Source organism: Pollutimonas bauzanensis (assembly GCF_040393045.1).
Lineage (GTDB): Bacteria > Pseudomonadota > Gammaproteobacteria > Burkholderiales > Burkholderiaceae_B > Pollutimonas > Pollutimonas bauzanensis_A.
Genome location: NZ_JBEBUX010000015.1, coordinates 16,223 through 37,011, shown reverse-complemented (window position 1 = coordinate 37,011; position 20,789 = coordinate 16,223). Strand labels below are relative to the sequence as shown.

Genomic DNA, 20,789 nt, shown 5'->3' with positions numbered 1-20,789 from the left:
GCAGCCTGCATAAGTGATTTTTCAGCTCTTGGCCGCTGGCTCGGGCGAAGTCGCCTTGTCTGCTGGCTTCTCCGCCGATTCGGCTTTTTCATCTGCCGATGAGGCTGGCTTATCGCCCGCGGCGTGCTCTTGCCAGGGGATGGGTTGTACTGCCGCGCCAGGCCGTATTTTCTGGAAGCCCTCGACGATGACCACGTCGCCAGCGCTCAAGCCTTTGGTGATGATCCACTTACCATCAACACCCGAGCCGAGCGAAACCGGCGACACATGAACCTTGCCATCTTTTACCAGCATAAGGCTGCTGAGACCATCAGCGGTACGCTGCACCGCCTGTTGCGGAACCAGCAATGCTTTCTCGTCGATGCCCTGTTGCAGGCGCACCCGTACATACATACCTGGCAACAGAATTTGATCCGGGTTGGGGAATTCAGCGCGCAAATTGACCTGGCCCGTCGTCGGGTCGACTGTTACGCCGGAAAACAATAGTTTGCCCTCCGTATCGTAATTGGATCCATCTTCCAGGATCACTTGCGCTTTGGCTTCGCCATCGGCTGTCTGTTCCAGGACACCGCTGGCCAATGCCCGGCGCAATTGAGCAAGTTCTGTAGTGGAACGGGTGAGGTCGACATAAACACGATCAAGCTGCTGCACGGTTGCCAATTGTGTTGCTTCGGTGGCGCTGACCAGAGCCCCTTCAGTAACCAACGACTTCCCGATCCGGCCTGTAATGGGGGATACGACCTTGGTATAGCCCAAGTCAATGTCAGCCGACTGGAGCGTCGCTTTGGCTGCGGCCACATTGGCATCGGCCTGGCCGGCTGCTGCGGTCGCGTTGTCGAATTCTTGTCGGCTAATTGCATTCGCCTTGATCAGCTTGCCATAGCGCTGCGCCAGTAGCCGGGCGCTCTTGGCATCAGCCTGCGCACGCTGCAATTGCGCCGCCGCCTGCGCCCGAACTGCGCGATAAGGGGCTGGATCTATCGTAAACAGCAATTGGCCGTCGGTAACGTCGCTGCCCTGCTTGAAATTGATTTCAGTCACAATGCCAGTAACGCGGGCACGGATCTGCGCATCTTTGATTGCCTCTACCCGCCCTGGAAGCTGAGCCAGAATTTCAGTGGGCTTAGGCTGCACAGTAACCACGCTGACCGGTACTTTCATGTCGCCCGGCGCACCTTGCTGGGATTTGTCGCCGCACGCGGCAAGCAATAATAACGATGAAAAAACGACGATCCGGACTTGTTGCCCGGAAGGTAGTCGAAGGTTCGACATTCAATAACTCCTGTACAGCATGGCGCACTGTATATGCGCAATGTCTGGCGTTGTGATTTTTATTAAAGGGTGAGTATAAAGCGAAATAGGGGTAAGCACTGCCCCCCTGGTATTTTTCTAGTCCACGAAAGTGGCATGCATCTTGCTGGACAGGACTGCTCCATTCATCTGCGTATCTTTCATAGAGGATTACACCATGGCCCATTCCGCGTTTTTTCGTATGTTGATGCTGCTGATTGTCGCAATTGCTGTAAGTACATTGAGCGCGTGCGCAGGCGACCCCACCCCGCCGGCGTCGGCACTGCACCAGAGCGACCCATCAATTGGAGTGGGCGCCACCGATTCTGCTTAAATATTTTTTTCCAGCTCAGGCCCCTCGAGCGGGTCGAAGTCTTCCCATTTCCCGTTGAACCACCGGCCTTGGGCGCGTTCAACCTCTTGTCCGCCCGCGTCGCGCAAGATTCCAGCGATGCGTTTTTCGTGATCACGTGATGTATGAACGGCGAGCAGCACTCCCGACTTGCGTCCTTCGTGAGCTTTGGCTTCTCGAGCCTGCTCTAACGTACGACGCGGTCGCGCCCTGCCTAATGAATAAAGCGCGCCCGCAAGCGAACCGATATAAGCCCCGGCGCCAGCGCCACCGACTACCGGAAGCATAGAGTCAGTGAATGAAAAAGCGATGACGCCTCCTACCAATGCGCCAACCAGGCCAACAGCGGCTGCGCCGCCCACTGCGCTGTAAGGTGCACCTTCTGAGTCCGGATCGGCTGCTCTGTCCCCGCCTAACGGGTATCTGTCATGGGCGCCCGGAGGATTCACGAAGAAGGTATGCAAAGCATCTTCTGTCACACCTGCCTGCATGAGCGCAGCAGCGGCAAGTTCGGCGGCAGCGAATGTTTCAAAACGTGCAGCGATGATCAATGACATGATTACTCCTCATAAGCTTGCGGCGCCAGAGGAACCGCGTCGATTATTTTGACGAGCAATTTGCATGCCGCGCAGGTTTTCGCATTTTGACTTCTGTGCCCAAGTACCATGTGCCGGCCATAATTAATGGGCATACATAATAAATAGCGCGATACACCAGCATTGCCCCCAAAATCTGCCCGCGTCCCAATTCGGCGCCCAGAAGGATAATGAAAACCGCTTCTATCACCCCTAGCCCGCCCGGGATATGCGCCAAGGCGCCTGCAATCGCGCTAATGAGCAGAACTCCCAGCACCAGCCCATACGGGATCTGCTGTTGCAACAACACATAAATGACAAGGCCGATAAGCATCCAGTTCGTCACGGCCACAATAATCTGCGTCAACGCCATTCCGATCGGAGGCAACTCTATCTCATGATCGAATAGCGTCCAGGATCGGCGGGAGGAAAATGCGCATACTCCAAGGTAGGCGATACAAGCCGCCATCATAAGCCCCCCGATCAGGCGGAAAGGTCCCATACCCAATTTCCATTCTTCCGGCAATTGCACAACACCGGCTGCGAATAGAAAACCGGCCACCAAAACATAGCCCATCCAGTTCGTTACCAGGCTTAAGCCCAGTACTCGCATGATTTCTCCCTGCTGCAGGCCTTGTTTGCCATAGAGGCGCATTCGCAGCCCTACCCCGCCCACAGGAGCGCCCATACTCATTGTGAATGCGTAGCTGATGAAACCGACCATCATGCACCGCCACCATGCGAGGCCATGCCCTGTGTACCATTTTCCCAATAGTTCGTAGCTGCTATAAACGATATAGCTGCCTACTGTGATAAGCGCAGCCATCCATATGGCCTGATTCGGCAATTTGCGCATAGCCTCAAGCACTTCGTTCCAGTCCACCTTAACGACGGCCATTCCCAGCAGCGTCAATATCAGGACGACAAAGGCCCCTATCAGTACTTTGCGAATAAGCGCCCAATGGCGCTTGAACCACGCACGCATACCCGGTTGTCGCGAATCGCTCATGGTTTACCTTCGCTTGCTTGTTCGACGTCGGGCAACATCGTTTTGAGCAGCGGCTTGCGAGCGGGCAGCCAGCCAGCCCATGCCGGATAGCGCCGCAGAAAATGGAAAATGAAAACGCCGATGAATACCCGCTGTATCTTTCGCCGCGATACTGGCGCGCGCTGCATTAGCTGGCAATAATCCGTGATCAGGCTATCCAGACGCTCTTGCAAATGTGAGCTGAACGCACGATCGTGGATCATGACGTTGGCCTCCAGATTCAATGCGAGGCTTAATGGATCCAAGTTGCTGGAGCCGACCGTAGACCATATGCCGTCCACCGTAGCGACTTTTCCGTGTAGCGGCCGTTCGCAATATTCGTAGATTTCCACACCTGCCGACAGCAAGTAATCGTAGAGCATAGTTGTGGCAGTGCGCACGATGGGCATATCGGGCTCCCCTTGCAGGATCAAGCGCACACGCACTCCCCTTTGCGCCGCCTTGCGCAAATCTCGTAGAAAACGATAACCGGGGAAAAAATAGGCGTTGGCGATGGTGATGTCGCGCTGTGCCGCGCGAATGCCGACCCGATAGTGCAGCTCTATGTCGTTCTGGTGGCTGTCGTTATCTCTTAACACCAGGGCCGCCTGGGTGTCGTCGCCTTCTCTATTCTTGGATTGGGCCGTGCCGCGCTTGCCTAGTCGCCACCATGAAATGCGCGGTTGCACGGGTGTCAGCGCTTCCAGGGCAAGGCGTGCAACGTCATCCACTAATGGCCCCCGGATTGAAATCGCGTAGTCCTGTTTGGCAGTCGGCCCAAAGTCCGCCAGATGGTCTGCGGCAAAATTGATACCCCCGACAAACGCCAGCGTACCGTCCACGACAACGATCTTGCGATGCAGGCGACGGAACAAGTTCGTGCGCATGCCCATTCGCCTGGGGCGCGGATCAAAAAGATGAAATCCTATCCCTACAGACGTCATGGCTTGGATATATCCCGGTGTAAGGTCCGCCGACCCATAGCCGTCCACAGTCACTTCAATATGTACGCCACGGGTCGCGGCTTCTATGAGCACCTGCTGAAGTTCATTGCCAACCTTATCTTCGAAAATGATAAAGGTCTCGATAATGACGCTATGCCGTGCCTGGCGAATAGCGTCGAAGACAGCCGGAAAAAAATCCTCGCCATTTTCCAGCAGTTCAAGCGTGTTCCCCGATGTCCACGTAACTGTCACAGTGTCACCTCGGCGGCAAGCGGCGCATGATCTGATAAATGCACCCATGGCCGTGTTTTAAGCGCAATGGGCGCAAAGCGCGCAATATTGCGAACATAGATACGGTCCAGACGAAGCAGAGGAAAACGGGCAGGAAACGTGCGTGATACCTTGCCAAGGGATTCGGCGAAAACTTCCTTTAATCCACTGGCACGGGTCAACGCCTTCTGCCCTTGCTGACGCCAATCATTGAAATCCCCCGCAACGACTAAAGGTGCTTCTGGCGGAATGTCGCTTTTCAGTAAGTGACGTAGACAGGCTAATTGACTGCTACGGTGCTTTTCCTGCAAGCCCAGATGCACGCACACCACATGGATGTCTGTGTCGAGCTCTGGTACACGCAACACGCAATGCAGCATGCCCCTTTTTTCGTGCTTACCTACTGAAATATCAAGATTGTCGTGGTGCACGATGGGATATTTGGACAGCAAGGCATTGCCGTGATGCCCTTGCGGGTAAACGGCATTGCGCCCGTACGCAAAATCGCTCCAGATAGTATCGGCCAGGAATTCGTACTGGCTTACTTCCGGCCATCCGTCGAGGCGCAAGGCGTGGACCTCGTGCGCGCCCAATACTTCTTGCAAAAAAACGATATCGGCGTGTGTTGCGCGTATGGCATCGCGCAGCTCGTGCAAAATAAAGCGACGATTAAAGAAGGTAAATCCCTTGTGCGCATTCAGGGTCAGTATTCTTATCGTTATGGAAGTGTCGGCAATGGACATAGGTACCTGCAAAGTCGTGATACACGCCCTGCCAGCAACTACTATGCCGCCGGTGTTTTACCCCAGCAACAAACCGTCATCCGAAATGGTCTCACCGCGCACGCGCTCGAACATGACCAGCAAGTCAGGCACATCCAGCCCCTGGCGTTCAGGCCCGGACACATCAAGCACGACATTTCCCTGGTGCAACATGACGGTGCGCTCGCCAACATCAAGCGCCTGGCGCATGCTGTGAGTCACCATCATTGTGGTCAGGCGATTTTCAGCAACGATGCGCGTAGTCAACTCAAGCACGAATTGAGCCGTGCGCGGATCCAGCGCGGCCGTATGTTCGTCGAGCAACAATATCCGTGAGGGGCGCAAGGCAGCCATCAGCAGGCTAACTGCCTGCCGTTGACCGCCAGACAGCAAGCCGATGCGATCGCTTAGGCGGTTTTCCAAACCCAGACCCAGCGTAGCCAGGCGCTCGCGAAATTCAGCCCGCATTGAGCCCTTTACTGCAAGGGTAAGGTCGCGCCTGCTGCCGCGGCTATATGCCAACGCCATGTTTTCTTCGATAGTAAGGTCTTCGCATGTGCCGGCCATGGGATCCTGGAATACCCGGGCCACCTGTTTGGCGCGTTCCCATACGGGCTGGCGAGTCACGTCCTGGTTATCGATCAGGATGGCGCCGCTATCGACCGACAAGTCTCCCGACACAGCATTGAGCAAGGTTGACTTGCCGGCCCCGTTTGATCCGATGACGGTCACAAACTGGCCTGCGGGAATGTCCAGCGACAAGCCACGCAAGGCTTTGGTTTCTATTGCGGTACCGGGATTGAACGTAATGGCCAGGTTTTTTGCACTTAACATATCAACGGCCTCCGTTCTTGCCGCGCAAGCGTTTTTTGATCAAGGGGATCACCAAAGCAAAGGTAACCAGAAGCGCGGTCACAAGATTCAGGTCCTGGGCCTTGAGTCCGATAAAGTCGGCGTTGAGAGCCAAGGCAATAAAGAAACGATAAAGCACGGCACCGACAATGACGGCCAGCGTTACGACGAATAATTTGCGTGACGGCATAATGCTTTCGCCGACAATCACGGCGGCCAGTCCAATCACGATGGTGCCTATGCCCATGGAGATGTCGGCGCCGCCCTGTGACTGTGCAAATAATGCACCCGCCAAGGCGCACAACGCGTTTGAAATTGCCATGCCTGCGAGCAACATGCTGCCAGTGGCCACCCCTTGCGAACGGGCCATGCGCGGGTTGGACCCAGTCGCCCTCATGGCCAGGCCGGTTTTCGTGGAAAAAAACCAGTCCAGAAGAAACTTGATTGCAATAAGCAGGACCAGCAGCATCAGCGGACGCGCGATATAGTCGCTGATACCCTCTGGCTGCAGCAAGGTGAAGACAGTGGGTTCCGAAATGAGCGGCACGTTAGGCCTGCCCATCACTCGCAGGTTGATCGAATATAAAGCGATCATCATCAGGATGCTGGCGAGCAGATCCATGATCTTCAACTTCACATTCAACCAGCCAGTGATCATTCCAGCGATCGCCCCGGCAAAAGTAGCTATCAAGGTCGACGTGAACGGGTCCATCCCCGCACTGATCAACGTAGCTGCCGTGGCGCCGCCTAGCGGAAAGCTTCCATCTACCGTAAGGTCCGGGAACCTGAGCATTCGGAATGAAATAAGCACGCCAAGTGCAACCAGCCCGAAGATCAGGCCGATTTCGAGGGCGCCCCACAAAGAATAAAGTGACATGTTCTAGCCAGAATAAGCAAAAAATAAACAGGTGGGCTGTTTTCGACAACCCACCTGTTTTATCATCAACGCGAGTATTTTAATCGACAACCTTGGTTGCGGATTTAATGAACGCGTCGGTCAGGGTGACGCCCTGCTTCTTGGCTGCTGTCCGGTTGACGTATAGTTCCAGCTTATCGCTGGTTTCGGACGCTAGTTCGCCAGCCGGCTGACCCTTCAATATTTTGATGACCAGGTTGCCGGTTTGCAGGCCGAGGTTGTGATAGTTGACACCCAGCGCCGCGATAGCGCCGCGCCCGACACTGTCGGTATCAGAGGCGATCAATGGAATCTTGGCATCGTTTCCAACTTTGACCAGGGCCTCGTAGGCGGACACGACGTTGTTATCGGTGTTGGTGTAAATGACATCGACCTTGCCCACCAGGCTGCGCGCCGCTGCGCCGACATCAACCGTGCGCGCTGCGGTTGCCTCGACCAGCGACAGGCCGGATTTGGGCAAGAGCTCGCGCAGTTGCTTTACCACCACGACCGAATTGGCCTCGCCCGGGTTATAGACTATGCCAACCCGTTTGGCGTCGGGCACGACTTTCTTGATGAGCTCGACTTGTTTCTCGAGCGCCAGACTGTCGGATACGCCGGTGACATTCGTGCCGGAAGGTTCCATGGATTTGACCAACTGAGCGGCGACTGGGTCGGTGACCGCCGAATAAACTACGGGTATGGTTTTAGTGGCCGCCACAACTGCCTGGGCAGACGGGGTCGCAATAGCCACGATGACGTCGGGCTTGTCGCCGACGAACTTGCGCGCTATTTGGGCCGCGATGGCAGTATTGCCTTGCGCGGTCTGGAATTGCCATTTAAGCCCTTTGGCTTCGGTATAACCGGCCTTGGTCAGGGATTCCTGGACGCCATCTTTAATTGCATCAAGTGCTGGGTGCTCGACAATCGATGTCACGGCAACAGATTGGGCAAATACCGACGTGTGCATGAATGCGCCGGCCACCGCCAGGGCGCCAAAGGCCAATTTGGCAGACTTGCTAAACTTCATGGGAGCTCCTTAACGTATTATTAACGACCATCTGGTTGCGTGTCGCGGATGGCCGTTAGTCTAACTCGTTAAAGCGGGAATTGTCTTGAAGGGATATCCCTGCACATTTGGGTCACTTGCTGTGTGCAGGGATGCCAGCCGCATATGGCTAGACAATCATAGTGCCTGCAGCATACCGCCCGGCCAGGAGCGCCTTCGCCCATCGGGTTGCGGGCAGTCCGTATGCCGCTTCCACCCTATCGGCGCGTTCCAGCAAATCCCGAGTGGAAATATCCAGCACTGGGCCTTTGAAGGCCAGCACCACCCGATTACCCGCGTCTATTTCAGGCAATTCCAGCATCCGGCCCTTGAATGCCTTGTGAATGTTTTCAAGATTGGGCGCAAAACTGGCATGATCGCCAAATAGATTAACGGTCATGATCCCGACGTCAGCCAATGCACGGTAGCAGCCCTGGTAAAACTCAAGGGAGTCGCGCACCGGCCCCTGGGCCCCCGCATCGTACAAATCAACCATCAGGGCCATATAGCGGCCAATATTACGGCGCTCTTCGACCCAGACGGCGGCATCGGAGTGATCGATAAAGGAGCGTGGCGAATCAGGCAAGCGGAAATAAGCCCGGCACATGGCGGTAACCTGTGGATTCCATTCTGAAGTCTCCACCGATGCCGACGTGTACTTGAGTGTGTAGCGCAACAGCGAGCCCGCCCCCAGGCCCATGATGCCAACCGCATCGCTTTTGGTCGGCTCTAGAAACAGCAGCCACGCCATCATTTGCTGGGTGTAGGCCAGGACTAGTTGCTCTGGCTTACGGACGCGCATGGCGCCCTGCACCCATTCGGTACCAAAGTGCAGGTACCGGATACCGCCAAGTTCAGATAACGTGGGCTCGTCGTTTTCCCAGGGCTGCACTTCTTCAAACACGTTCGAAAATGGCTGCAATGCCTTGCCCGCCTCCTATGCACATTGTCACCAGCGCATAACGACCCTGAATGCGTTCAAGCTCGTGCAATGCCTTGACCGTTATGATCGCCCCGGTAGCACCGATGGGATGTCCCAGGCCAATGCCGCTGCCATTTGGGTTCACTTTTTTGCCATCTAGCCCTAATTCTTTGCTGACGGCACAAGCCTGAGCGGCAAACGCTTCATTGGCTTCGATGACATCGAGCTGATCAATAGTAATCCCGGCCTTTTCAAGCGCGATACGGGTGGCAGGCACCGGCCCTATGCCCATGTACTTGGGATCGACACCGGCATGGCCATATGCAACCAGTCTGGCCATAGGCTTTATTCCCCGGGCTTGCGCGGCCTTGGCCGTCATAAGCAGTACCGCGCCTGCGCCGTCATTCAGGCCCGATGCGTTACCAGCCGTAACGGTGCCATTTTCTTTGACGAAAACAGGCTTGAGCGTGGAAAAATCTTCAAGCGTGGCACCCAGGCGCACATGTTCGTCGGTATCGAAGACTACCTCGCCCTTGCGCGTCTTGCGGACGATGGGAACGATTTGTTCCTTGAAGTATCCCTGGGCAATGGCCGCCTCGGCGCGCTGGTGAGAAGACAAGGCCAAAGCGTCCTGCTCTTCGCGCGAAATCGCGTATTTGCCGGCCACGTTTTCGGCAGTTACGCCCATATGAATTTTTTCGAATGGATCTGACAACGCGCCGGTCATCATGTCCAGCATGGCGCTGTCGCCCATGCGTGCGCCCCAACGCTGGGACGGAACAATATAAGGCGCACGGCTCATGCTTTCAGCGCCGCCGCCAATCGCGATTTCGGCGTCGCCAAGTTTGAGCGCCTGGGCCGCAGAAATGATCGCTTGCAGTCCGGACCCGCACAAACGATTGACGTTGAACGCCGGGGTTGACTGGCCAATGCCCGCATTGATGGCGGCCACCCGCGACAAATACATGTCCCGGGCTTCAGTATTGATGACGTGCCCGAATACGACATGCCCGACATCGGCAGCAGGCACATTGCTGCGGTCTAGTACAGCGCGTATGACAGCGGCGCCCAAGTCACAAGGAGGCACATCTTTGAGGCCTCCGCCAAAATCGCCTATGGCTGTGCGACATGCTCCGACAACAACAACTTCTTCCATGACTGCTCTCCTGAATGCTGGATAGTAAGAGTTCGATATTGAATATTAACCGTGCCGATGCCGTTCGTGCATCAACGTATAGAAGCCGTGTATAAAAAAAACGGCAGGAACTAAGTTCCTACCGTTCGTCATCCGGATGCTGCTTAAAACCTAGCTGCGCGATTCTTTGGCAGGAACAGGTTGCTTTGCATCTTCGGTGCGTTTTGCCGATTCGTCGCGGTCGACGTCAGGCGCTACCCAGTTAAGGGGTTCAATTACAAAAGGTTGCTTTTTTTGAGTCGGTTTTGTTGCCATGCTAGCGCTCCTTTATGCATTACAAGGGGCGCACCCCGCGCCCCTGTACTCTACTAGGATACCCTACTTTCCAAAATAAAGCCAATCAGCTCAAAGACTTAGACTAAAATCCACAGAAAACACGCGAACAAAATAGCCCTAAATAAGGCATATTCACTTTGCATACGCCATAGCTCCTAACGTACTATCTCATCGCCTTCTTCTTTAAAGCCATCCATTCCTATGCCAGCCGCAGGTATCATCAATACAAACGAAGCCTCTTCTCTCAACCCGCATACGCCTGACTTTTTCGATCTGGCTCCGTGTTCTTTATGGCTGGAAGATTACAGTGGCCTTCGCAAGTTGTTCGATGCCTGGCGAGCTGATGGCGTAACCGATTTACGCAGCTTTCTTCAGGCCGATCCGCAACAAGTTGCCGCCTGCTCCGCCAGCATCAAGGTATTGCGCGTCAACCATGAAACGCTGGCGCTTTACGAAGCCGCTACGCAGGACGATTTGACGACCCGGCTAGATGAAGTGCTGCGCGATGACATGTTCAATAGTCACCTTGATGAGCTGGAACAACTATGGGCGGGCGAGACAACATTTCAAAGCAAGACCGTCAATTACACACTGACGGGCCGTCGAATTGATATCCTGCTGAAAGGAGCCCTGCTTCAGGACAGCGCATCGCCCTGGGATCGAGTCCTGGTTACCGTCGAAGACATCACAGAGCTCGAACAGGCGCGACAAAGGCAAAATGCCAGCGAACAATACGCCCGCGGTGTTTTTGAGCAGGCGCCTGTTTCATTGTGGGTGGAAGACTTCCGCAGCATTAAGAATTTGCTTGACGATTTGCGCATGCAAGGCATCACCGACTTTCGCACTTTCATGGACGTGCATCCTGAATTCGTCGAGCGCTGCATGAGTGAAATCCAGGTGCTGGACGTGAATGGATATACCATCAAAATGTTCAAAGCAGCCGACAAGGCCGAACTGCTGACCCGACTGCCCGAGATATTCCGCGACCGAACATTAACGAGCTTTCATGCACAGCTGATTGATCTTTGGGAAGGACGGCTGTTTCACCAGCGCGAGGTTGTTAATTACGCCCTGGACGGCAGCACTTTGAATATTCACCTGCAGCTGTCCGTTTTTCCTGGCTATGAAGACGATTGGGGACTGGTCTTGCTGGCGCTGACCGACATTACTGCACGCAAGAAAGCCGAGGCCTATCTTGAATACCTGGGCACTCATGACGTCTTGACGACCCTGAAGAACCGTTCTTTCTATGTCGATGAAATTAAGCGCCTGGAAAGGAAAGGCATCCCCCCTATTACGGTAATTATCGTCGACCTGAATAATCTGAAAATCATTAACGACACCCAGGGTCATGCCGCAGGCGATTCCCTGCTACGGCGCACCGGAGAAGTGCTGTCCAAGGCCATTGAAAAATCGTTCCGCGCCGCCCGCATCGGCGGTGACGAATTCGCGGTTTTGCTGCCTGGCACCGACGAACAGCAAGGCGCGCTAGTTATTGATAATATTCGGCAGCTAGTTGAACTGAACAATCAGTTTTATACGGGGCCGCAGCTCCATCTGTCTATTGGCAGCGCCACGTGTTACGACATAAGCAACTTGCATGCCACCTTGCGCGAGGCTGACCTGGCAATGTATGAAGACAAACGGAAATACCGTGCGTCCAGCGGCGCGGATCGACGCCGTGCCTAACGCTGGACGATTTGCAAGATCTTGAATAAATTCATGGCAAGATATATAGTGTTACTAGATGCTAGATTAGTGATAAGCGTATTACGCAACACTGGGTTCAAAGCTGACTTGGCATAGCTGCAACGGCTGTGTCAGCTTCTTACAAGGAGCCGCCATGAACATCCAATCGCTGAAGCTGGTTGTCGATTTCAATCGCGATGGCAGCTATAGCCCCGCCGAGCTATGGGCGGCGGTCAAGTTTTTCTACTACTTGCCAGGCAATTTAATTGTCGAGGGCCTGGGCAATATCCCCTATGTGTCTTCCGCCTTTCATATCCATGCCTCGCAAGCGGCTGGTTATGGCAGCCTGAACGGCCTGCTCTCTGTTACGTTAACCTTGATATTCTGGATTCTTGTCGTCTTTGGCATTCTGACGCTTTGCTCGCCAACGGTTGACGAAGTCGATGATGCCACCGACGCCGAAACCGGCTTAGGCCTGGGCCAGAACCGGCAATACATCCCCGAACTGCATAAAGCCGCAGAGGCGCCAAGCGATCACGCGACATCGACCTCAGCTCGCACCCGCGTGCATATGCCAGTTAGCCGCGCTGTGTATGCCTTTCCCGGAAAAAAGCCTAAACGGCATCCCCGGCATCGCCCAGACATGAAACCGGTCACCCACTAAACAAGAAGAAAGCCCTCCCACCTTTCCTTACGCTGTCGACACTGCCTGATCGGCAATGTCGACAGGTCACTAATGGTATCCTTCCGGGTCTGCGTAAGTTCTCAATAAGTTATAAAAATCATGAAATTAGCCACCTGGAATATCAATTCTCTTAAAGTCCGCCTACCCCAAGTGCTCGACTGGCTCGCCGCCAATCCTGTCGATGCGTTATGCCTGCAAGAGCTCAAGTTGGCGGACGAAAAATTTCCGCTGGACGCCTTTACCGAGATTGGCTACCACGCAAGTTGGGCTGGTCAAAAAACCTACAATGGGGTTGCCGTCATTACCAGCACGGCTGCAACCGACATACAACGCAACCTGCCAGCCTACGAAGACCACCAACAGCGCATTATCGCGACAACCCTGGCCAGTCCCATAGGCGATATACGCGTGATCAGTGCGTATTGCCCGAACGGCCAGTCGCTGGATAGCGACAAATACCAATACAAACTCAAATGGTTCGACGCTTTGCAGTCCTGGCTGCGCGATGAACTTGAACGCTATCCTCGACTGGCCATTCTGGGCGACTACAACGTTGCTCCTAAAGATGAGGACGTGCATGATCCACTGAAGTGGGTTGGGGATGTTCTGGTTTCGGAACCGGAGCGCAAAGCATTTGATGCCCTGCTTGACCTGGGCTTTACCGACGCATTTCGCCAGTTTGAGCAAGAAGAAAAATCCTTTACCTGGTGGGACTACCGCCGCTTTGCATTTCGCCGTAATGCCGGACTGCGTATAGACCACGTCCTGCTTTCGGAAGCGCTGCGGCCTTATTGCGCCGCCTGCGTCATAGACAAGGCGCCACGGGCCAACGAGCAACCTTCAGACCATGCTCCCGTCATTGCAACGCTGGACTTTAAGGCCCTCGTGCAAGCTTAACGCTGTGTCTTGCCACGCAAAATAAGGCCCATTGTTCACCAACCGCCAAGCTCATACTGTTTCAACGTGGTATCGCCATTAACATTTCGACATTGACTTTGCTTCGTCCCCTGTTAATGTAACGAAACTAGGACAACACAGGTCATATGATGCTTCGTGGTATTAGCTTGGGCCGGGCGCGGCGCGTTTCCGAATATCTGAAAAACATTGCCCCGGGCGTGTTTTTTCAGGAACTTTATAACCGGCCCGGGGCGATTGGCGCTATATGCCCTAGTTCCCGGTATCTGGCACGCCAGATGGCCCGTCAAGTCCCGGTATCGGATGATGGCTTGATAATTGAGCTGGGAGGTGGAACAGGCGTCATCACCCGCGCCCTGCTCGACCATGGCGTAGCCCCCGACCGTCTCAAGGTGGTCGAATTTTCCAGTCCGTTTGTACAACGGCTGCGCCAACGCTTTCCTCATATTGACGTTATTCACGGCAATGCGGCCGATTTGAGCTTGCTGCTTCCGCCCGGCATGAAAATCAGGGCCATCGTGTCCAGCCTTCCATTGTGCTCGTTACCTGAGCCCATTACCCGAGCCATCTTGCAACAGTGGCAACTGCTGCTGCAAGACGGCGGCGTGGCAATTCAATTCACGTACAATCTGCGTTTGCCCAAGTGGCGTGCGCACTTGAAAGCGCGCCAGACAGAATCAAAAGTTGTCTGGGCAAATTTGCCGCCGGCAAATATCACCACCTTTTCGTTTACGCAAGCCAAGCTCACACACCCTTCCCATGAATGCCCTTAGTCATATCGTTGAAACACTCAAACACGGCCTTGTGCTGGACGTTACAATCGAAGATCTCCAATTTCGCGCCTATGTTGTCATTAGCCCTCCCGACATCAACCTGGTAGCCGACTTCGTACCCAGGGAACAATTCGAAGAAGACAGCGACTTGCACGTCGCGGCAATAGGCAGTCCCGATGAAGTCCGCGAACAAATTCAGGACATCACGTTCAACATGAACCCTGGCGACGCGGCTGTATTTCTATGCGGCACCCAACAAACCTATTCAGACGCCCTCGAAGAATTGGGGCAAGTCCCCGCTGACAACGTAAGCTAAGCGGCGGGTTCCGCGCCAAACTCCCAAGGATTTGCTATCCTTGCGTGTCTTAATTGTTACTGATCAATAATCATGTCGTCTTCTTCCGGCAATATATTCATGGTAGTGGCGCCTAGCGGGGCCGGTAAATCCAGCCTGGTCAATGCCTTGTTGGCCGATGACCCCAGCCTGGTGCTGTCCATTTCCTGCACCACTCGCGCACCACGCCCCGGCGAACAGGCCGACAAACACTATCGCTTTCTCAGTACTGAGGAATTCCTGGCCTTGCGCGACCAGAATGCCCTGCTCGAGTGGGCTGAAGTGCATGGCAATTTCTACGGTACACCGCGAGACCGGATTGACGAGGCTTTGCAGCAAGGCCACGACGTTCTCCTGGAAATCGATTGGCAAGGGGCACGCCAGGTTCGTGAGCATTTTCCTTTAGCTGTCGGAATTTTCATTCTTCCGCCGTCGATTGAGGCGCTCGAGTCCCGCTTGACCCAGCGCGGCCAAGACGCGCCACAGGTTATTTCTCGTCGGCTTCTGGCTGCGGGCGGGGAAATGTCGCACGCGTCAGAGTGCCAATATGTTATTATTAATCAAGAATTTAGCACGGCATTGCTACAGCTGGGTCAAATTGTTGCGGCAACTCGCTTGCGCTATGGCACCCAAGCAGTACGCAATGCCGATCTTTTTTCACAGTTAGGCATTAGCAAAACGCTTGCCTGACACTCCCCAAACTCTTTGTATATAGGTTAACCATGGCCCGCATTACTGTCGAAGACTGCCTGGAAAAAATCCCCAATCGCTTTAACTTGACCTTGGCCGCCACTTATCGCGCGCGTGAACTAGCGCAAGGCCACGAGCCGCGCCTGGACAGCAAAGACAAGCCCACCGTAACAGCATTACGCGAAATCGCCGCTGGCGTTACCGGTATCGAAATGCTGCGTAAAGTCCCAACCTGAATTTCACGGGGCGAGGCTCATGGCGTTTACTAGTCTTCGTGGTGCTTCCTCCGGGCTTCTCGCTGTCCTCAAGAAGGGTTCGCGACTGCGCCGGGGCAAGCCCAGGAAGACGACAACGGTTCCAAACGCCGATACTCCGCCCAACACCATTGCTTCGCTTGCGCCGCTTACCAAGGTCCTCAGCCATTACCTCAGTTCCAAAGACATAGAACGTGTCAAAGAAGCCTATCGGTTTGCCGACCAGGCTCATCTGGGGCAATTCCGGGCCAGCGGCGAACCCTACATTTCTCATCCTATCGCGGTAACAGAGATCTGCGCTGGCTGGAAGCTCGATGCAGACTCCCTGATGGCCGCCCTGTTGCATGACGTCATTGAAGACCAGGACGTCTCGAAGCAAGAACTGGCCGAAAAATTCGGCGCCGACGTCTCGGAAATCGTAGACGGCTTGTCCAAGCTAGACCGCCTGGAATTCGCCACCAAAGCCGAACAGCAAGCAGAAAGCTTTCGCAAGATGCTGCTGGCCATGGCGCGCGACGTACGCGTCATTCTTATCAAGCTGGCCGATCGCCTGCACAATATGCGCACGCTGGACGCTGTCAGCCCCGAAAAGCGGCGCCGCATTGCTCGCGAAACGCTAGAAATCTACACCCCTATTGCACATCGCCTGGGTCTCAATGCCCTCTTCCGGGAACTGCAAGATCTGTGCTTCCAGGCGATACACCCTAACCGCTACCAAGTATTGCACAAGGCCATGCTGGCTGCACGCGGCAATCGGCGTGAAGTGCTGGGAAAAATATCCGACTCCGTGCGTGTTGCACTCCCCGCCGCGGGGATCGAAGCCGAAGTCAGTGGCCGCGAAAAATCGCTCTACAGCATTTATACGAAAATGACCGAACAGAAAAAGTCATTTTCAGAAGTACTTGATATCTACGGGTTCCGGGTCATAGTCCACACGCTGCCCGAATGCTATCTGGCGTTGGGCACCCTGCACCAACTGTATCGTCCGGTGCCGGGCAAGTTCAAAGACTATATTGCCATCCCCAAGCTTAATGGCTACCAGTCACTGCACACCACGCTGGTGGGCCCTTACGGCACCCCCGTAGAATTCCAGTTTCGCACACGCGATATGGATCACGTAGCCGAAGAAGGCGTGGCGTCGCATTGGCTGTACAAGGAAGAAAACGTTACGCTTAACGACTTGCAGAAACGCACCCACCAATGGCTACAGTCCTTATTGGACATCCAGAGCCAGACGGGCGACTCAGGCGAGTTTCTGGAACACGTAAAGGTCGACCTTTTCCCCGATGCCGTTTATGTTTTCACGCCGCAGGGCAAGATATTGTCGCTGCCCAAAGGCGCAACGCCGGTGGATTTTGCCTATACCATCCACACCGATATCGGCAATCAGGCAGTCGCCTCCAAAATCAATGGCGAGTTCGCGCCACTGCGCACCGAACTCAAAAGCGGCGACTCTGTTGAAATCATTACTTCGCCGGCGTCGCGGCCAAGCGCCCAGTGGCTCAATTATGTGCGCACAGGCCGGGCTCGTTCTGAAATCCGGCATTACTTGCGTACGGTAAAGCTGGAAGAATCCGTGGCCTTCGGCCAGCGCTTGTTGAACCAGGCTTTCGACCAGCTCCACCTGCCGCATCCGGCCGATGACGACCCTGACTGGGAAAAATTGGCCAAAAGCTCCGGCGCCGCCACTCGCGAAGAAATCCTGGCCGATATAGGCCTGGGCAAGCGCTTGGCAGCGGTAGTGGCTCGTCGTTTCGCGCCCGAGAATGCGCTGCTGGCTACGACGGCTGCAGCATTCGATGAAATTGCGTCTGCCACCAGCGCCCCTATTCTGATTCACGGCAATGAAGGCCAGGCGGTGCAGTTGGCCCCGTGCTGCGGTCCGCTGCCAGGTGACGCCATCATTGGCGGTATTCGCCTGGGGCATGGTCTTGTCGTGCACATGGAAGAATGCGCCGTGGCGCAGCGCCAACGCGCCCGCGAGCCGGAACGCTGGATTCCTGTTCTCTGGGACAGCAACACGGCAAGACACTTGTCGACACGGCTGGATGTTACCGTTGTCAACGAGCGTGGCGTGCTGGGCCGGTTGGCGGCAGAGATTACTGAAGCAGATTCAAACATCATGCACCTTACGATGCAGGATGACGCCGCATCCACCGGCCTATTACATTTGACCGTACAGGTTGATAGCCGCAAGCACCTGGCGCAAGTCATACGTGCCATTCGCCACGTGCCGCAGGTTCAAAAAATAGTGCGCCTTAAAGGCTGACAAGCGTCAGCCCCCATAAGGTCAGGCCGTAAGCCAGGACACCGCTTAGTGTCGCCCACGCAATAGTTCCCAGCAGTCTTTTACCCAGCACGACGCCTGCCAGCCCAATAACAATTGGCAAGCCATTGTGTAGCGAGGGGCTGGGAGCAAGCATGCCCCAGAACGACACCACCAGCAATGCGACAATCGCCGAAGGGCCAATTGCATCCAGGGCATTGCGAAGGCCGCCACGGCTCCAGGCGCTTTTCACACCTTTTTCCTGCCACAGCATAGGCAGGAGACGAATAAGAAATGTCCCAGCGCCGCTTAAGGCGATTACCCACAATAATGTTGAATTTGTCATTTTCTTTGATTCTTTGCCTTTAAGCCTTACGACCGCCCAACAATGCACCAACCAGCATGCCTACGACAATAGCGCCGTAAGCGGGTAATGCGACAAGGCTTAGCAAAGTAGCCACGCAAGCTCCCGCCAACACATACCCAGGCACAATCTGCCGAATCTCCAGTAATAATGCAAAGAAAAGCGCGGGCAATACAAACCCCAGTGTCTGCAATAAAATTGGCGACCCCTGCACCCAGTCATGCCCGAAAAAAGCGCCGATCGCTGTGCCTCCCACCCAGGAAAGGTAAGCACCCAACTGTAAACCGACGTACCACGGCTCACGCTCAGCGGCTGGTTGCCGAGCCAGTTTGCTGATAGAAGTCGCAAACACCTCGTCTGTCAGACCTGCCGCCAACACAAACATGGGCAAACGTCGCTGCCGCGGACCTAGCTTGCCAATCAAAGCCGGGCCATAAAACAAGTGCCGCAAGTTCATCAGCAATACAATGCCCACGATGCTTAGGGCAGAGCCCCCACTCGCCATGAGACTGACAAGGATGAACTGGCTGGCCCCCGCATAGACCAGTATTGACACCAAAACAGCGAGCCACGGTGAGATATCGGCATAGACCGCTGCCAAACCGAACGAAATCGCTACCGGCACATAGCCGACTGCTATAGACAAGCTATCGAACAGGCCTCGAAGAAAAGGAGTGCGCATACTGCATCAAGGTTTGAAGGCGTTGATAAAAATGGCGGGGTCGACACGTGCATTGTTCAGACTAATATTCCAGTGCAGGTGCGGCCCGGTTGCACGGCCTGTCGCCCCAACTTTGGCAATGACCTGGCCCCGCTTTACCTCATCGCCTTTCTTGACCATGAATTCCGATAAATGACAGTACATACTGATAAAACCTTGGCCGTGATCCACGAAGACTGTTTTGCCATTGAAAAAATAATCGGCCACGATAGTAACCACACCATCGGCAGGCGCCTTTATCGGCGTACCTTGCGGAACCGCAAAATCAAGGCCTGAATGCGCATTGCGTTCTTCGCCATTAAAAAAACGACGCAGCCCGAATGGGCTGGATAAACGGCCATTTACCGGTTTATCCAGCGACACATTGCTGGGGATCACTTCTCGATATTGGCTGTATGCCTGGATCTGCTCTTTGTATTCACGTTCGAAACGACGCGTTTGCTCGGGATCTGGATTGACCTGGCTTTTATTCTTCAAGGTAATGTGCTGAGCCTTGTAGTCTTTACTACCTACATTGAACCCTGTCTGGCGCGACCCCGTTGCATCTTGCACCGTCAAGGTTTGCTTTCCTTTGGGTGTCTTAAGGTCTATGCCCACCACGGCTATCCATTGCTGATCGCTATCACGCAGCACCATGACCCTGTTATCGTCAAGAAACGCCCGAGGCGCTTGCGGCGCCTGGCCCAAAGCGACCACCGCCACACCGCCCGGCACTGGCTTATTCAACAAACGGCTTATATAGCCCTGGGCAGTAGCCGCAGCCGGCCAGGTCAGTACCGCAACACACATTAATGGTGCGAATATTCGCATGGAAAACTCTCTTTTCATTACCGGCGTCGCCAATTACACACCAGAACCCCGGCCACCGCGATGACAAACCCAAATAGCTGGATAGGCGTCAAACGGTCGCCAAATAAAAAATAAGCCTCGACAGCCGCAAGCGGTGGCGCCAGGAACATCAGCGAAGACGCCGTCGCGGCCTGCCCCCGCCGTACTATCCAGACCAGCAACAAGGCCCCGACCCCTGACAAAACAAATGCAGCCCAAAGCAAAGACGCCCACAATTGGCCTGACCATACCCAGCGACTTTCCCCCAGTATCCAGACAAACAGGCCGGTAAAGAATACCGTGCCAATATTTTGCAATGCGGCCGATACGCGTATATCGACGGCTGATATTGACGTCTTTTGCAGTATGGTGCCGAACGTGATCGACAGCACGGCAAGCAGCGCAATCAGGAGTACGGCTATAGAGAAAGAATCTTGGCCACCTCGGGCTAGGTTGGGCTGTATCACCAGAAAAACACCCAGCAAGCCTAACACAAGGCCGAGCCATACTTTGCGGGTTGGAACCTCTTTCAAGATGGGCATTGCAAAAAAGGCGGTCATGAGTGGCTGCAATGCGCCAATGAGCGCCATGATTGCAGGCGGTAGGCCCCCCGCAATAGCCCAGTATGTACCGGATAAGTACAAGCCCTGAAGCAATATGCCAGCCAGCAAATGCTTGGGTACCTGGCGCCATGCGGGCCAGGGAACCCGCACATAAAGCGCTATGCCTGTAAACAAGATGGCGGCAATAATGGTTCGCACCAGTAGAAACAACGTGGGATCGGCGTAAGGCACTATCGCCTTTCCCACAATGAAACCAGTGGACCAGATAAAAACAAACAATACCGCCAACACTAGCATTGA

General features: G+C 54.7%; 24 protein-coding genes. 8 read left to right on the top strand and 16 right to left on the bottom strand.

Annotated elements, in window-relative coordinates:
• Positions 1–21: 21 nt before the first annotated feature.
• The 12 genes from ABWO67_RS04240 to ABWO67_RS04185 all read right to left on the bottom strand — a co-directional run bounded on the left by ABWO67_RS04240 (position 22) and on the right by ABWO67_RS04185 (position 10,386).
• Positions 22–1,272: an efflux RND transporter periplasmic adaptor subunit gene (locus ABWO67_RS04240; RefSeq protein ID WP_353147982.1), complete on the bottom strand. Its 1,251-nt coding sequence runs from the start codon at positions 1,270–1,272 to the stop codon at positions 22–24.
• Between the two features lie 189 nt (positions 1,273–1,461).
• The gene (locus ABWO67_RS04235) at positions 1,462–1,611 is read right to left on the bottom strand and encodes a hypothetical protein (RefSeq protein WP_353147979.1); all 150 of its coding nucleotides are present in this window, start codon (positions 1,609–1,611) and stop codon (positions 1,462–1,464) included.
• A gap of 9 nt (positions 1,612–1,620) precedes the next feature.
• On the bottom strand, positions 1,621–2,199 hold the full coding sequence (locus ABWO67_RS04230) for a hypothetical protein (protein WP_353147976.1): 579 nt from the start codon (positions 2,197–2,199) through the stop codon (positions 1,621–1,623).
• A 43-nt stretch (positions 2,200–2,242) separates the two neighbouring features.
• Positions 2,243–3,226, bottom strand: a complete 984-nt coding sequence (locus ABWO67_RS04225) for a lysylphosphatidylglycerol synthase domain-containing protein (protein WP_353147973.1) — start codon at positions 3,224–3,226, stop codon at positions 2,243–2,245.
• On the bottom strand, positions 3,223–4,440 hold the full coding sequence (gene clsB / locus ABWO67_RS04220; protein ID WP_353147970.1) for a cardiolipin synthase ClsB: 1,218 nt from the start codon (positions 4,438–4,440) through the stop codon (positions 3,223–3,225). Before clsB ends, ABWO67_RS04225 begins: the two co-directional genes overlap by 4 nt.
• On the bottom strand, positions 4,437–5,201 hold the full coding sequence (locus ABWO67_RS04215) for an endonuclease/exonuclease/phosphatase family protein (RefSeq protein ID WP_353147967.1): 765 nt from the start codon (positions 5,199–5,201) through the stop codon (positions 4,437–4,439). Before ABWO67_RS04215 ends, clsB begins: the two co-directional genes overlap by 4 nt.
• Positions 5,202–5,258: 57 nt before the next feature.
• Positions 5,259–6,053 (bottom strand): ABC transporter ATP-binding protein, encoded by a 795-nt coding sequence (locus ABWO67_RS04210; protein WP_353147964.1) that lies wholly within the window; start codon positions 6,051–6,053, stop codon positions 5,259–5,261.
• A gap of 1 nt (position 6,054) precedes the next feature.
• Positions 6,055–6,948 (bottom strand): ABC transporter permease, encoded by an 894-nt coding sequence (locus ABWO67_RS04205; RefSeq protein WP_353147962.1) that lies wholly within the window; start codon positions 6,946–6,948, stop codon positions 6,055–6,057.
• Positions 6,949–7,027: 79 nt separating this feature from the next.
• Positions 7,028–7,996 (bottom strand): ABC transporter substrate-binding protein, encoded by a 969-nt coding sequence (locus ABWO67_RS04200; RefSeq protein ID WP_502929960.1) that lies wholly within the window; start codon positions 7,994–7,996, stop codon positions 7,028–7,030.
• A 148-nt stretch (positions 7,997–8,144) separates the two neighbouring features.
• Entirely contained in the window at positions 8,145–8,936 is a 792-nt protein-coding gene (locus ABWO67_RS04195) for a class I SAM-dependent methyltransferase (RefSeq protein WP_353147959.1), read from the bottom strand.
• Positions 8,911–10,092 carry an acetyl-CoA C-acyltransferase family protein gene (locus ABWO67_RS04190; RefSeq protein ID WP_353147957.1) on the bottom strand — a complete coding sequence of 394 codons (1,182 nt, stop codon included), beginning with the start codon at positions 10,090–10,092 and terminating at the stop codon, positions 8,911–8,913. The genes ABWO67_RS04195 and ABWO67_RS04190 overlap by 26 nt, the downstream gene beginning before the upstream one ends.
• Positions 10,093–10,242: 150 nt before the next feature.
• Positions 10,243–10,386, bottom strand: coding sequence for a hypothetical protein (locus ABWO67_RS04185; protein WP_353147955.1), 144 nt, complete (start codon positions 10,384–10,386; stop codon positions 10,243–10,245).
• 222 nt (positions 10,387–10,608) lie between these two features.
• Between ABWO67_RS04185 and ABWO67_RS04180 the strand changes: the two genes are divergently transcribed.
• The 8 genes from ABWO67_RS04180 to ABWO67_RS04145 all read left to right on the top strand — a co-directional run bounded on the left by ABWO67_RS04180 (position 10,609) and on the right by ABWO67_RS04145 (position 18,016).
• Positions 10,609–12,096 carry a sensor domain-containing diguanylate cyclase gene (locus ABWO67_RS04180; protein WP_353147952.1) on the top strand — a complete coding sequence of 496 codons (1,488 nt, stop codon included), beginning with the start codon at positions 10,609–10,611 and terminating at the stop codon, positions 12,094–12,096.
• 154 nt (positions 12,097–12,250) lie between these two features.
• Complete coding sequence (locus ABWO67_RS04175; protein WP_353147949.1) at positions 12,251–12,760, top strand: hypothetical protein; 510 nt, start codon at positions 12,251–12,253, stop codon at positions 12,758–12,760.
• A gap of 120 nt (positions 12,761–12,880) precedes the next feature.
• Positions 12,881–13,678 (top strand): exodeoxyribonuclease III, encoded by a 798-nt coding sequence (gene xth, locus ABWO67_RS04170; protein WP_353147947.1) that lies wholly within the window; start codon positions 12,881–12,883, stop codon positions 13,676–13,678.
• Positions 13,679–13,824: 146 nt separating this feature from the next.
• Positions 13,825–14,469 carry a class I SAM-dependent methyltransferase gene (locus ABWO67_RS04165; protein ID WP_353147944.1) on the top strand — a complete coding sequence of 215 codons (645 nt, stop codon included), beginning with the start codon at positions 13,825–13,827 and terminating at the stop codon, positions 14,467–14,469.
• Positions 14,456–14,785: a hypothetical protein gene (locus ABWO67_RS04160; RefSeq protein ID WP_353147942.1), complete on the top strand. Its 330-nt coding sequence runs from the start codon at positions 14,456–14,458 to the stop codon at positions 14,783–14,785. The genes ABWO67_RS04165 and ABWO67_RS04160 overlap by 14 nt, the downstream gene beginning before the upstream one ends.
• Before the next feature lie 72 nt (positions 14,786–14,857).
• A complete protein-coding gene (gene gmk, locus ABWO67_RS04155; RefSeq protein WP_353147939.1) occupies positions 14,858–15,493 on the top strand; it encodes a guanylate kinase in 636 nt (211 codons plus the stop codon).
• Between the two features lie 32 nt (positions 15,494–15,525).
• Complete coding sequence (gene rpoZ, locus ABWO67_RS04150) at positions 15,526–15,729, top strand: DNA-directed RNA polymerase subunit omega (RefSeq protein WP_353147936.1); 204 nt, start codon at positions 15,526–15,528, stop codon at positions 15,727–15,729.
• Between the two features lie 19 nt (positions 15,730–15,748).
• Entirely contained in the window at positions 15,749–18,016 is a 2,268-nt protein-coding gene (locus ABWO67_RS04145) for a RelA/SpoT family protein (RefSeq protein WP_353147933.1), read from the top strand.
• On the opposite strand, the gene ABWO67_RS04140 is transcribed toward ABWO67_RS04145, so the two are convergent.
• Genes ABWO67_RS04140 through ABWO67_RS04125 form a run of 4 tightly spaced genes read right to left on the bottom strand, consistent with a single transcriptional unit; the run spans position 18,006 to position 20,786 of the window.
• Positions 18,006–18,359, bottom strand: a complete 354-nt coding sequence (locus ABWO67_RS04140; RefSeq protein ID WP_353147930.1) for an AzlD domain-containing protein — start codon at positions 18,357–18,359, stop codon at positions 18,006–18,008. The genes ABWO67_RS04145 and ABWO67_RS04140 overlap by 11 nt on opposite strands.
• Positions 18,360–18,378: 19 nt before the next feature.
• Complete coding sequence (locus ABWO67_RS04135; RefSeq protein ID WP_353147927.1) at positions 18,379–19,059, bottom strand: AzlC family ABC transporter permease; 681 nt, start codon at positions 19,057–19,059, stop codon at positions 18,379–18,381.
• A 6-nt stretch (positions 19,060–19,065) separates the two neighbouring features.
• On the bottom strand, positions 19,066–19,908 hold the full coding sequence (locus tag ABWO67_RS04130; RefSeq protein WP_353147924.1) for a peptidoglycan DD-metalloendopeptidase family protein: 843 nt from the start codon (positions 19,906–19,908) through the stop codon (positions 19,066–19,068).
• 17 nt (positions 19,909–19,925) lie between these two features.
• Positions 19,926–20,786 carry a DMT family transporter gene (locus tag ABWO67_RS04125; protein WP_353147921.1) on the bottom strand — a complete coding sequence of 287 codons (861 nt, stop codon included), beginning with the start codon at positions 20,784–20,786 and terminating at the stop codon, positions 19,926–19,928.
• Between the last annotated feature and the right edge of the window lie 3 nt (positions 20,787–20,789).